Raw genomic sequence first — 13228 nt, 5'->3', positions numbered from 1 at the left:
AACGTGACCTCGCCAGCCTGGGATAACCTGGACGAATTCATGGACACGGGCGATTTCGCCGTGCCCGCCGTCGTCCAGTTCCAGGCTGGCGGGACGCGTGACGTGACCGGAATCCTGGAAGACCCGTACTTGGAAGCGCGCAAGGGCGAATTCGTGGAAGACACGACTGTGCCGACTTTCCAACTGCCGCTTAATCGCTGTACTGGCATCAAGCGAGGCGACAGTCTGGTTGCAACGCTGCCGAAGAACGGCGGCACCGTAACCTACGATATCATGACGCGCCCGCAGCCGCTGGGCGACGGAATGGCGCAGCTGGAATTGTCACGGGCGTAAATGAGCCTGCTGCACTTCGAAATCGACGCCACCGGCATGGACCAGCTGGTGATGGACCTGGGCGCAACCGAAAAGCAGGTGAAGTTCGCACTGCACCGCGCCCTGGCTCGCACTGCAACTGCACTGCGCACCATGGCGGCCCGCAAGCTGAAAGACGAACTGGCCCTGCGTGCCATCAACATGCTGCGCAAGCGCCTGAAGTCGCTGAAGCTGCGCGTTTCTGGTGGCGACGGCATGCAGCTGTGGTTCGGCATCAACGACATGCCAGTAAGCTGGTTCAAGGGAACACCGAAGCGTGGCGGCGATGGCGTGAGTTTTCGCGGCCAGGAATTCAAAGGCGGATTTGTCGCAAAAAGCAAATTCAAGAACCGAAAAACCATCTTCAAGCGTGAAGGCAAAGGCCGCCTGCACATCATCGAACAGCAACTGGCCGTCAGCGACCGCGCGCAAGTGGTGATCGAAGACCAAATTTTTGTGCAGACCGAAGAGATTTTCTGGAAGAACTTTCAGCGCGATCTTACGGCCCGCGTGAAATACAAGCTGGGCGAAGCATGAACGCAGACACCGCAATTTCAATCGAGGAATTCCACACGCGCATCGCGGACGCCATCCAGGCGCAATTCCCCGACCTGCAAACCGTCGAATTCTACCGCGAAGACCGCGACGCTGTACCGACGCCAGCCTGCCTGCTGGACATGCCGGAATTCGAAGATGCGCCCGACGTTGACCCTGGAACCGACCAACTGGCCGTCCGCTGCCGATTCGAAGCCGACCTGATCCTTGGCTTCCGCACGCCACAGGCGAAGCTGTCGGCTCGCGTGCTAGCCGCAGCGTTGGCGCAGTTCATTCACAAGGACTTGCGCCGCATCGTCACGCGCATGGGGCCACCTGAAGCGATCCACGCATACCGCAGCGACTTCAAGCCGGAACTGGACAAATACGAAGTGTGGTGCGTCGAATGGCGGCAAGTCGTTCACCTGGGCGAAAGCGTGTGGACGAATGATGGCGTAATCCCGACGACCGTATGGACTGGCATTTCCCCTGACATCGGCACTGGCCACGAAGACGACTACACGCAGGTTTCGCCACCATGAGCGCGGAAATCGAACGCCTGCTGGCGAATATGATCCGCGTCGGCGTCGTGGGCCAACTGGACGAAGCGAACGCCCGCGTGAAAATGAAAGTTGGCGGCCTGACGACCGACTGGCTGCCGTGGGGCGAAAGCCGCGCTGGCGCGACCCGTACCTGGTCCGCCCCTCGCCCTGGCGAACAGCGCCTGGTGTTCGCACCTTATGGCGACACCAGCCAGGCCATCATCGGGCCTGCGATCTATCAGGATGACCACCCAGCGCCAGCAACCAGCAAGGATAAGGAAACCACCGTGTACCCCGATGGCAGCACGGTGGAATACGACAGCGTCAGCAACACGCTGACCGTTACCGTGGCGGGCGACGGCAAGGTAATCGTGAACTGCAAGACCGCCACCGTGAACGCCGAAACGAAGGTGGAATTGGTCACGCCACTGGTTCATTGCACGCAGGCGCTGACCGTGGACGGCCTGATTACTGGCCACGGCGGCGCAGCGATTGACGGCGGCAACGTCACCGTAACTGGGGCCGACGTGGTTGCAGACGCCATCGGACTGAAGACGCACCACCACACCGCCCAGGGCGCGACGGCACCGACCACGGCGGCGCAGGCGTAAGGAAAACCCACCAGAGGAACATTCCGTCCATGCCGCCGACAATGGCAGCATGGACGGAATGAACGTATCGAATGGCAAGCGACTTGGCGGCCTGGACCACATGCGCCAGAGCGTCGCCGATATCTTGCGCACGCCGATTGGCACGCGCGTGATGCGTCGCGACTACGGCAGCGAACTGCCGCGCCTGATCGATGCGCCCATTAACCGCGAAACCATTACAAAAATCATCGCTGCGGGCGTGACGGCAATCACGAAATGGGAGCCGCGCTTTCGCGTGAAGAAAATCAATGTCGTCACCGCATCGCCTGGCAGCGTCGAACTGGACGTGACTGGCGACTATCTGCCTGACGGCAGCGTGGTGACGTTGGATGGCATCGTTATCAAGAAAAGCTAATGGCAAGTAATTTCACCGCTGTTGACCTGTCGCAGCTGCCCTTCCCTGATGCTGTAGAACCGCTGGATTTTGAAACTATCCTGGCGGCGATGGTGGCTGACCTGGTGGCGCGCGATCCGTCGTTTTCCGCCATGGTCGAATCAGACCCTGCGCACAAAGTGCTGGAAGTGGCGGCCTATCGCGAATTCCTGCTGCGACAACGCGTCAACGAATCCATCAAAGCCACGACGCTGGCCTACGCAATTGACGCAGACCTGGACAACATCGCTGCGAACTACAACGTGCAGCGCCTGCTGCTGGATGCTGGCAACCCCGATGCAATCCCGCCTGTGCCACCTACCTATGAAAGCGACGAAGCGCTGCGCCGTCGCGTGCAGCTGGCATTCGAAGGCTTCAGCACGGCCGGGCCGGAAGGCGCTTACTTGTTCCACGCTCTGAGTGCTGATGCTGATGTGCTGGATGCTGCAGCGACAAGCCCGACGCCTGGCGCTGTCAGCGTCGCCGTCCTGTCCCGTGTGGATGATGGCGTTGCATCAGCGGAACTTCTGGCCGCTGTTACTGCGGCCCTGGGCGACGACGTGCGCCCGATGACCGATAACGTGACCGTGCAGGCTGCCGTCATCTTGCCGTACACCGTCGTTGCAACCATCAAGACATACAGCGGCCCTGACGCAAGCGTGGTCATGGCGGCAGCGCAGGCGGCAATCGAGGCTTACACCGAATCCAGTATGCGCCTGGGCCGTGACATCACGCTGTCCGCAATCTATCACGCGCTGCACCAGGATGGCGTGCAGAACGTGACACTGACACAGCCAACTGCCGATATCGTTGCGGACTGGAACGAAGCGGCGCGCTGCACAGCCATCACGCTGACGAATGGTGGCATTGGTGAGTGACACCCTGCTGCCATCGAACGCAACGGTGCAGGAACGCGCCATGGAAGGCGCGACTTCGCGCATTTCTGATGTTCCTGTTCTGGTGCGCGAATCGAAAGACCCAGGCGCATGCCCTGCTGTCCTGCTGCCGTGGCTTGCGCATCAATTTTCCGTTGACGCTTGGCAGTCTGGCTGGACCGATGAACAGAAGCGCCAAACGATCCGCGATTCCGTTTTCGTCCACCAGCGCAAAGGCACCATTGGCGCAGTGAAGCGCGCGCTGGGATCGCTGGGTTTCGGCGCGCAGGTGCAGGAGTGGTTCAACCAGTCGCCGCCTGGACCTGAATACACGTTCCTGCTGCACCTGGACGTGGATCAAGTCGGCATCAGCGACGGCGACCTGGCAAACGTTCTCTCGGTGGTCGATTCCACGAAGAACCTGCGTTCGCACCTTGAAACGGTTATTCCGACGATCACCACGAAGTCGCAATTAATCACCGCTGGCGTGTCGATGACAGGCAGCGAAATCACAGTGACATATGAGCCGCACGCCGGATCGCCGCTGCTTCTTGACGGCGACTGGCAACTGGACGGCTCGCAAAATCTTGATGGAGTGTTTAACTAAATGCCGAACCTGAACCCCACACCTGGCTGGGATAATGTCCCTGAGCTGCCGACCACTACGCAAGCGCTGGGCGGCCCAGGTGGCCCGATGAACCTGCAGGCGCAGGCGCTGATGAACCGGACTGAAGCACTGAACCCCGACAACCAGGAAGCGCCAGCGTCGCTGGACGGAACTGAAACGTGGGCATTTAAGAAGACTGGAGAATGGGCCCTTGCTGGCCTGGCCGCGATTGCCTCGTATATCATTAAAGTGTTCACTGGGTTCATCCAGGCAGGCACTGGTGCAGTTGCTCGCACCGTGCAGGCCAAGCTGCGCGAAGTTGTGGATGGTGCTGACTTCGGCGTTACTGCTGACGGCACGACCAACGACACCGCCGCGCTGAATCTGGCGATTGCCTACTGCAACACGCTCGTCAACGGTCAATACAAAGTTCTTCGCCTGCCGCCAGGCACCTGCCTTGTTACGCCTGGTGCGCTGACGCCTATTCTGTGCGACATCGACGCGCCACGCACGACGCTGAAAGCCGCGTCGAACGCATTGGCTAATTTGCTGACAATCGGCTACACAAACGCACTTGTAGAAGGGCAGGTAATCAACCTCTACGCCCTGACCGGCTTTAACTTCAACTATGGCGGCACCGATACGCGCTATGGTTATGGACTGGGCTTCAGCGCCGCCGCTGGGCAGTACATCGGCCAGTTGAAAGTAAATATCTTCTTCGTCCAGGGGTTCATTCGTTCTATCAACGGTGATATTTCTGATGGCTTCCACGTCGGCACCAACATTTTCAACATCAATACTCTTTGGTACAGCACCTACGGCATCTACTCCAAGTCTGGCAACCTGGAGTGGGAAAATAACGTATTCAACATTACGTACCAGACTTTCTGCGCCTTCAACGTCTATTCTGAATCGGTAGGCACGGCGCACAACGTCCAAAACACGTACCACATTCATTGTCTGGAGTTGCACACGCTCGCCAACACCAACGGGTTTAACCTCGTCGGAGCGAATACTAACAATAACCTGTTCATCGTAGACGCGATTTACTACAACGCGAATACGCAATGGATCGCCGTCAGCGACAATCTTTCGACGCGTAACGAATTCCGACTGCCTGGCGCTGACCTCGCCAAGATTCCGGCAGCTGGAAATATTTTCCGTATCGACGGCTTCGGAAACTTGAACGACGTTAGCGCTGGCCGTTCAGTTGTGCACGGCGCATCGCCGCCACCGGCTTCTGGTCCGTGGTCAACTGGCGACCGATATATTGTCAACAACCCGGCAGCTGGCAGTCCATCTTCCTATCGTTACATTACCGGCACTGGATGGGTTCCAGATAGCGTGTCTGGCAACGGCACTTACACGCCTACTGCAACGCTTGGCGCCAACGCAGCAGCAGCGACGCCATACGCGGCATATTGGACGCGCAACGGCAACGTGGTCACTGTACACGGCAGCATCGATATCACGGCGACCGCCGCAAATACGGCAACCGCATTAGATCTAACGCTTCCCGTGCCGTCGAACCTGACCGCATCAACTCAGCTTTCAGGGACGTTTGGCGGCATCTTCGGCAACGCCATGTCGATGGGCCACATCAATGGCAATGCATCGACCGACAAAGCGTCATTCCATCTGGCCCCCAGCACGACCAGCGCGACAAACTATCAATTTAGTTTTTCGTACATCGTCCTGTGACATAGCAAATTGCAAACCGGCGATCTTTTATAATGACATTCAAGACCATCCACACCAGCTACGGCCTTGGCCGCATCGCATCCGCTGAAGCCACTGGCACACCAATCAACCTGACGCACATGGCGGTAGGTGATGGCAACGGCAATCCAACAACGCCGACGCCAGGTCAGACAGGGCTTGTGCGTGAACTGTATCGGCACGCGGTGAACCGTGTCTATCAAGACCCGGACGACCCGCTGCTGTTCACTGCGGAACTGGTCGTTCCTGCCGATGTTGGCGGCTTCACCGTGCGTGAATGCGGCATCTTCGACCAGGACGGCGGGCTGTTCGCGGTTTCGAACATTCCCGATACCTACAAGCCAACCGACGAAGAAGGCGCGTTTTCGGACATGGTCGTGCGCCTGCAGTTCAAGGTAGCGAATGCCGATGTCATCACGCTGCAAGTTGATCCGAACGTGGCCGTTGCCACGCAAACCTGGATCATCAACAACATCAATCCGGCGTCGCTTTTCCCTGGCGGGACCACACACCAGATTCTGCGAAAGGCATCTAACGCGGACGGAGACACTGAATGGTCTGATCCAGACACAACCAACGTAGTTGTGGACGTAATCGAGGAAAAGCAGACGCTGGCCGCGTCGCAAACTGTTGTGACGCTTGCCGTGGCGACGACGCGAGGGGCGGCAGTCTACATTGAGGGCATCCGCATCGGGCATGAAGCAGGCGTTGACGGCTGGCTTGAAGATGGCACCGATCCAGACACAAAGATTGTTCTTGGCCAGGCTCGCCCTGCTGGTTCTGTTATCCGTGTGGTGCAAAATGAACCGCTCGGCAGCGTGCCGTTCCCTCTTGCACGCGACTTGAACCTGTCCGACGTGCCAGACAAAGCCGTGGCACGAACGAACCTGGATGTGTTCAACAAGGCCGAAACCCGCCAGATGGCCCCAGCTGGTCAGGTAGCGCACTTCGCGCGCGGCACTGCACCAACTGGCTGGATGAAGGCAAATGGCGCCGCCGTGAGCCGTACCGCCTATGCAGACCTGTTCGCAGCAATCGGCACGACGTTCGGCACTGGCGATGGCTTCAGTACGTTCAACCTGCCCGATCTTCGCGGCGAATTCCTGCGCGGGCTGGATGATGGGCGCGGCGTTGATGCGGGCCGCGCCATTGGCAGCGCGCAGGCCGACGATTTTAAATCGCACACCCACCAGGCACCTACTGGCACAGGCGCGTCTACTGGGGGCACTGATCCGTATGAAATCCCGCCAGGTAACGTGCGATTCCCTAACTACGACTACGTCGCTGCGGCACCTGTATCGGCAACTGGCGGCACCGAAACGCGTCCACGCAACGTCGCGCTGCTTGCGTGCATCAAGTTCTAAGGAATTAGTGAAATGACTTCAAAGAGAGCATACCAGTTCAGTCATTCCGGCTTGCTGATGGGTGAAACACAGGCCGACGAAAGCCCGCTGGAGCCAGGCGTATGGCATGTACCCGCACGCTGCACGCTTGTGCCGCCGCCGCAGGATATCCCTGAAGGCAAAGTGCCGCACTGGAATGGCACTGCCTGGACGTTGGTCACGAAGCCGACACCAGCAAACGACAACGACCCTGTGGCGAAGCTGCAGGCATTCCTGGCGGCGAACCCTGATGTTTCCGCCATCCTCAAACAAGGGAGTGTATGAGCCGCGTACTTGATATGTGGGCCGGTATGACCGGCACCGTTTTGGACTTCGCAGGGACTACTGCGCCAACTGGTTGGCTGATGTGTTACGGGCAGTCTCTGCTGCGAACCGACTACCCGAATTTATTTGATGCAATCGGCACGACTTACGGCGCAGCCGATGGAACGCATTTCACGCTTCCAGATTGCCGTGGCCGATCCAGCATCGGCAAGGACAACATGGGCGGCACGGCGGCCAACCGTGTGACGACCGCAGGCGGCGGCATCGACGGCGTGACCCTTGGCGCAGTTGGCGGCGCGCAGACGCACCAATTGACCGCAGCGCAAATGCCTTCGCACACGCACGCGAACACGCTCACCGATCCTGGTCACACGCACACCAATACGCTGACTGACCCTGGACACACGCACAGCAGTAATGCCGCGATCAATGGCGGCGGCAGCAGCACGGGCGGCGGCGGCTTCGCCCTGAACGCCACAGGCGGCGCCACAATCAATTCGAACACCACAGGCATCACGATCAACAACGCCAGCAAAGTAACCGGCATGTCGATCAACAACGTGTCGCAGGGTTCTGATGGTGCGCACCCGAACGTCCAGCCTGGCATCGTGTTCAACAAGATCATCAAAGCATAGTGAGCCGCGTACTGGACATGTGGTCCGGCATGACTGGTGCTGTGCTGGACTACGCGGGGACGGTCGCGCCGGATGGTTGGCTGATGTGTTACGGGCAATCTCTGCTGCGCAGCGCTTACCCGAATCTGTTTGCCAGGATCGGCACGACGTTCGGCGCGGTTGACGGAACGCATTTCAGCCTGCCCGACTATCGCGGGCGTGTCGCCGCTGGGAGGGACGACATGGGCGGCGTCGCTGCTGGCCGCGTCACGACGGCAGGTGCAGGAATCGATGGCGCGACGCTTGGAGCAGTAGGCGGCGCGCAAACGCACACGCTCACCACGGCGCAGATGCCTGCACATAACCACGCAGTAACGGACACTGGACACACGCACGGAATCACCGACCCAGGCCACACGCACACCGTCACAGACCCTGGGCACACGCACAGTTTCACTGCACTTGGACCGGCTGGTGGATCGCTTATCGCTGCAGGCGGCGGTTTCAGCGGCGGCGGATCGGCGCTTAGCGCTTCGGCCACTGGAATTTCCATCCAGTCGCGCGCCACAGGCATCACCGCTGGCAGCGCTGCAACGGGCATCACGACGCAGAACAATGGCACTGGCAGCGCACATCCGAACCTGCAGCCGACGCTGGTGCTGAACAAGATCATCAAGACCTGACGCCACGATTTCCGCTCGCCTTGCCGCCGCAGTCCTGGGCGGCTTTTTTATTGGAAAACCCACCAGAGGAACCAGCAGCGTTTCGCCTTCAAACTGCGGGCTGAGAATTCCGATTTTTTACCAGGACAACCCCACTTATGAGCGAAACTTTCCTGCACGGCGTCGAAGTCGTGAACATCGACGGCGGTTCGCGCCCGATTAGCACGGTTCGGTCCAGCGTCATCGGCATTGTCGGCACCGCGCCCGACGCCGACGCAACCGCATTCCCTCTGGATACCCCTGTCCTGGTTGCCAACTCGCGCACCCTGGCAGCAAAGCTGGACACTACCGGCAACGGACTTGGCACCCTGCCCGCCGCCATGGATTCGATTTTTGACCAGGCTGGCGCTGTGGTCGTTGTGATCCGCGTCGAGAAAGAAGCGACCGACCCCGAAACCTTGGCGAACGTCATCGGCGGCGTGGACAGCAACACCGGCCAATACCTGGGCATGCAGGCGCTGCTGGCTGCGAAGGCCATCACCGGCCAGCAGCCGCGCATCCTGATCGCACCAGGCTTCACGCATCAGCGCGTGACTGGCGGCGTGATCGCCCTGGCTGGCGCAAACGGTAGCGGCTACACGGATGGCGTCTACATCATCAACGCCACTGGCGGCACTGGCGGCAGCGGCGCGCAGGCACGCATCACCATCACTGGCGGCGCAATCTCCAAGCGCGAAATCACGCACAGCGGCAGCGGCTACACTGCAGCGCCGACCTTTACCCTGACCGGCGCAGGCGCTGGCACTGGCGCGACCATCACCGCGACCATCGGCACTGCTGGCAATGCCGTTGTGGCCGAAATGATCGGCATCGCAGAGCGCCTGCGCGCCGTGATCTTCGCGGACGGCCCGAATACCACCGACGCCGCCGCCATCGCCTACGCTGGCGACTTCGGCAGCAAGCGCGTGTATGTGATCGACCCGCAAGTGGTGAAGTCCGAAGACGGCGCACTGGTCAACCAGTACGCAAGCGCTGGTGCTGCAGGCATCCAGGCCCGCATCGACAACGAACTGGGCTTCTGGTGGAGTCCGTCCAACCAGCTGTTCAACGGCATCGTCGGCACGGCCCGCGCAATCGACTTCGCGCTGGACGACCCGAACAGCCGCGCCAACCTGCTGAACGAAGCGAACGTGGCAACTATCGTGCGCGAAGACGGCTACCGCCTGTGGGGCAACCGCACGCTGTCCGATGATCCTAAGTGGCAGTTCCTGTGCGTCGTGCGCAGCGCCGACATCATCAACGACAGCATTCTGCGCGCACACCGCTGGGCCGTGGATCGTGGCATCACGAAAAACTACGTGATCGAAGTCGTGGAAGGCGTGAACGCATACCTGCGCCAACTGGTCGCCCTGGGCGCGATCCTTGGCGGTAAGTGCTGGGCAGATGCAGACCTGAACACGGCAGAGAACATCGCAAACGGTCACGTGTATTTCGATTTCGATTTCACGCCTGTGTACCCGGCTGAACACATCACCTTCCGTTCCCACCTTGTGAACGATTACATTAAAGAGGTCTTCTAACCATGACTGCACGCGACGTTCGCAAGAATTTTAACCTGTTCGTTGACGGCCAAGGCTATGCTGGCCAGGTCAACAGCGTTACCCCGCCGAAGCTGACGAAGAAGACCGAAGAATTCCGGGGCGGCGGCATGAACATGCCTGTCAAGCTGGGCATGGGCATGGAAGCCATGGACGCGGATTTCTCCATGATCCAGTTCAGCAAGGACGTGCTGTCCCTGTTCGGGCTGGCTGAAGGCCAATTCGTGCCGCTGACTCTGCGCGAAAACCTGGAAAGCTACGACGGCACCGAAACGCCAGTGACCCACGTACTGCGCGGCCAGATCACCGAGATTGACCAGGGCACCGTCGAAGCTGGCACGAAGCCTGAAATCAAGGTCAGCATGAACCTGAACTACTACCGCCTGCAGCACGGCGACACTGTGGTGCAGGAAATCGACGTAATCAACATGATCCACATCGTTGACGGCGTGGACGTGATGGCGACCCAGCGCGCGAACCTGGGCATGTAACCCACAAGCGGGCCGAACACGACGGCCCGCAATTAAATTCACAGGCGAGAAATGGCAAATCAAAACAAAAACGTGAAGTATGGCGACGGCTTTGCAGACATCACCCTGTCCCGCGACTTCGACCTGGGCGGCACGAAAATCAAGGTTATGCGCATGCGCGAACCGACCGTGAAGGACCAGCGCACAGCGTTCAAGTCGTCCGAAGACATGGGCGAGCGTGAAGCGGCGATGTTCCAGAACCTGTGCGAGATTGCGCCGACTGACCTGGACCGCCTGCCGATGAAAGATTACGCGCGGCTGCAGGCGGCATACGAAGGTTTTTTCGACTAAGCGAAGACTTCTGTCTGGACGGGATTCTGACGCTGGCGTCACATACCGGCTGGGCAGAAGCAGAAATTTTGGCCATGCCGACTTCGCGGTTTATGGACTATCTGAAGCGCCTTGCGAAATTGAATGGCCAATAAGCGTTTAAACACTACGATCACCATCGGCGGGACCGTCAGCAGCACACTGCGTGCCGCTGTCGGCTCCACCACGTCGATGCTGCGCGGGCTGGGCGACACCATCCGCGACCTGGACAAGCGCCAGCGTCTGCTGGGCAACAGCATCGACACGTTCGGGCGCATGGGCAAGAACGTGGACGGGCTGCGCTCCAAGTACGCCGAAACCATCAAGACCGTGGACCAGTTGCGCGCCGCGCAGAAGCGCCTGGCTGACGCGCAAGCCAAGCACGACCGCATCAATGCGCGCGCTGGCACAGTCCGCAATGCAGGCGTCGGCGTAACCGTCGCAGGCGGCGCACTGATTGCGTCCACCGTGCCAGGAGTGAAGGAAGCAAAGCACTACCAGACCGAACAGGCGCGCGTCGCCGCACTTGGCATGGGCGCGAAAACGAACGCGCAGGCGTTCAAGTTCGCCAAGGACATGAAGACGTTCGGCACCAGCCAGCTTGAAAACCTGGAACTGATGCGTGACGGCCTGAGCGTGTTTGCTGACTTGCACCACGCCGAAATGGTCGCGCCGCTGCTGTCCAAAATGAAGTTTGCGAACAAGGCTGTATTCGGCACCGAGCGCGGCGAGCAGCAAAGCCAGCAGTTCATGGACATGCTGAAAGTGATCGAGACACGCGGCGGCCTGAAGTCGGAAGCCGAGTTTACCAAACAGGCCAACATCATCCAGCAGGTAATCAGCGCCACTGGTGGCCGCGTCAGCGCGACAGAGTGGCGGCACATGCTGGCCACTGGCGGCCTGGCTGGCAAGAGCATGGACAGCGAAGCGCTGTTCTACACGTTCGAACACCTGGTGCAGGAAATGGGCGGCGACCGCGCAGGCACCGGCCTGAATTCGCTTTACAAGTCGCTGTATCAGGGCGTCGCCAAGAAACGTTCCGTGGTGAACCTGGAGCGCTTCGGACTGATCGGCGACAAAACGAAAGTGAAGCACGACAAGGCAGGCCAAGTATCGAGCATGGAGCCAGGCGCGCTGCTGGGTTCTGACCTGTTCCGCGCCAATCCGTTCGAATGGATGGAAAAGGTTCTGCTACCTCAGCTGGCGAAAAAAGGCATTACCGACGAAAAACAAGTCATCGACACCATCGGCATGATTGTGTCGAACAGCGTCGGCGGTTCGTTCCTGGCTGAAATGTATCGACAGCGCGAAAACATCCACCGCGCGTCGGCGCGCAACAAAGGCGCGCAGAACATCGACCAGTTGGACAAGGAAGGCCGTAACAGCGCCAGCGGCAAAGAACTGGAAGCCGAAGCAAAGCTGGCCGATGCCAAACTGCGGATGGGCAACGAAATTCTGCCGCTGTACACCGCCGCGCTTGAAAAGGGCGCGGATGCGCTGAAGACTTTTAACGAGTTCGCGGACAAGCACGGCACGCTGGTGAAGGTGGCTGCTGTCGGCATCACCGGCCTTGGCGCTGCGCTGGTTGTGCTGGGTCCAATCATGACCGTAGCCGCTGGTGGCATGTCGCTGTATGCATCGCTGCAGCTGCGCACGGCTGCAGCAGCTGTGGCAGCTACCACTGCCACCACCGCGCAGACTGCAGCGATCACAGCGCAGGGCGTTGCTGCGACCACGACGGGTAGTGCACTGGCTGCTATGGCTAAGCGCGCCCTGGCGGTGCTGGCTGTCGCCAACATCGCGGACTATGCCGCAGGCAAGTTCGGTATCGGCGGCAAGGCCATCGACCAGAAGCAGGACGATGCAAACTGGAATGCCATGAAGTGGTGGCAGAAGATCGAATCTGGCACCGCGCGCGGAATCGAGGGCGTGGGCAGCGCTATCGGCCTGGGCAACATAACGAACCAGGCGCAGGCAGAACGAATTGCCAATGAAACAGAATACCTGAAGTCGCACGGCCAGCTGCCAGCGCTACGCGGCGCTGTGGCTGGCGCTGCTGCTGCGCCTGCGATCAACAACGAATTCAACATCACGCAACAGCCTGGCGAGTCGCAGGAAGCGCTGGCGCGACGCATCGCCGACATGATTAAGCGCGACGCGGCAGTGCAGCAGCGTGGATCACTTACGGACCATTAAA

The 13228-nt window shown here is 59.8% G+C and carries 16 protein-coding genes; all 16 read left to right on the top strand.

The window, feature by feature from the left end; genetic code table 11:
* Nucleotides 1-3: 3 nt before the first annotated feature.
* The 16 genes from RX329_RS18180 (at nt 4) to RX329_RS18105 (ending at nt 13227) form a co-directional block, all read left to right on the top strand.
* Nucleotides 4-333: a hypothetical protein gene (locus RX329_RS18180; RefSeq protein ID WP_317246222.1), complete on the top strand. Its 330-nt coding sequence runs from the start codon at nt 4-6 to the stop codon at nt 331-333.
* Nucleotides 334-888 carry a hypothetical protein gene (locus tag RX329_RS18175; RefSeq protein WP_317246221.1) on the top strand — a complete coding sequence of 185 codons (555 nt, stop codon included), beginning with the start codon at nt 334-336 and terminating at the stop codon, nt 886-888. It begins immediately after the preceding gene.
* The gene (locus tag RX329_RS18170) at nt 885-1427 is read left to right on the top strand and encodes a hypothetical protein (protein ID WP_317246220.1); all 543 of its coding nucleotides are present in this window, start codon (nt 885-887) and stop codon (nt 1425-1427) included. Before RX329_RS18175 ends, RX329_RS18170 begins: the two co-directional genes overlap by 4 nt.
* Nucleotides 1424-2038, top strand: coding sequence for a phage baseplate assembly protein V (locus RX329_RS18165; RefSeq protein WP_317246219.1), 615 nt, complete (start codon nt 1424-1426; stop codon nt 2036-2038). The genes RX329_RS18170 and RX329_RS18165 overlap by 4 nt, the downstream gene beginning before the upstream one ends.
* Before the next feature lie 58 nt (nt 2039-2096).
* Nucleotides 2097-2432, top strand: coding sequence for a GPW/gp25 family protein (locus RX329_RS18160; protein WP_317246218.1), 336 nt, complete (start codon nt 2097-2099; stop codon nt 2430-2432).
* Nucleotides 2432-3328 (top strand): baseplate J/gp47 family protein, encoded by an 897-nt coding sequence (locus tag RX329_RS18155; protein ID WP_317246217.1) that lies wholly within the window; start codon nt 2432-2434, stop codon nt 3326-3328. Before RX329_RS18160 ends, RX329_RS18155 begins: the two co-directional genes overlap by 1 nt.
* Complete coding sequence (locus RX329_RS18150) at nt 3321-3932, top strand: phage tail protein I (protein ID WP_317246216.1); 612 nt, start codon at nt 3321-3323, stop codon at nt 3930-3932. Before RX329_RS18155 ends, RX329_RS18150 begins: the two co-directional genes overlap by 8 nt.
* Complete coding sequence (locus RX329_RS18145; RefSeq protein ID WP_317246215.1) at nt 3933-5633, top strand: hypothetical protein; 1701 nt, start codon at nt 3933-3935, stop codon at nt 5631-5633.
* Between the two features lie 32 nt (nt 5634-5665).
* Nucleotides 5666-7015 (top strand): phage tail protein, encoded by a 1350-nt coding sequence (locus RX329_RS18140; RefSeq protein WP_317246214.1) that lies wholly within the window; start codon nt 5666-5668, stop codon nt 7013-7015.
* A gap of 12 nt (nt 7016-7027) precedes the next feature.
* Nucleotides 7028-7318, top strand: a complete 291-nt coding sequence (locus tag RX329_RS18135; protein WP_317246213.1) for a hypothetical protein — start codon at nt 7028-7030, stop codon at nt 7316-7318.
* Nucleotides 7315-7953 carry a phage tail protein gene (locus tag RX329_RS18130; protein ID WP_317246212.1) on the top strand — a complete coding sequence of 213 codons (639 nt, stop codon included), beginning with the start codon at nt 7315-7317 and terminating at the stop codon, nt 7951-7953. The genes RX329_RS18135 and RX329_RS18130 overlap by 4 nt, the downstream gene beginning before the upstream one ends.
* Nucleotides 7953-8615: a phage tail protein gene (locus RX329_RS18125; protein ID WP_317246211.1), complete on the top strand. Its 663-nt coding sequence runs from the start codon at nt 7953-7955 to the stop codon at nt 8613-8615. Before RX329_RS18130 ends, RX329_RS18125 begins: the two co-directional genes overlap by 1 nt.
* 137 nt (nt 8616-8752) lie before the next feature.
* Nucleotides 8753-10174 (top strand): phage tail sheath C-terminal domain-containing protein, encoded by a 1422-nt coding sequence (locus RX329_RS18120; protein ID WP_317246210.1) that lies wholly within the window; start codon nt 8753-8755, stop codon nt 10172-10174.
* 2 nt (nt 10175-10176) lie between these two features.
* Nucleotides 10177-10683 carry a phage major tail tube protein gene (locus tag RX329_RS18115; protein ID WP_317246209.1) on the top strand — a complete coding sequence of 169 codons (507 nt, stop codon included), beginning with the start codon at nt 10177-10179 and terminating at the stop codon, nt 10681-10683.
* Between the two features lie 51 nt (nt 10684-10734).
* A complete protein-coding gene (locus tag RX329_RS18110) occupies nt 10735-11013 on the top strand; it encodes a phage tail assembly protein (protein ID WP_317246208.1) in 279 nt (92 codons plus the stop codon).
* Nucleotides 11014-11136: 123 nt separating this feature from the next.
* On the top strand, nt 11137-13227 hold the full coding sequence (locus tag RX329_RS18105) for a hypothetical protein (protein WP_317246207.1): 2091 nt from the start codon (nt 11137-11139) through the stop codon (nt 13225-13227).
* The last annotated feature ends 1 nt before the right edge of the window (nt 13228 follow it).

The organism is Bradyrhizobium sp. BWC-3-1, assembly GCF_032917965.1.
GTDB classification, from domain to species: Bacteria; Pseudomonadota; Alphaproteobacteria; order Rhizobiales; family Xanthobacteraceae; genus Bradyrhizobium; species Bradyrhizobium canariense_D.
This window is presented reverse-complemented; position numbering and strand designations above follow the sequence as displayed.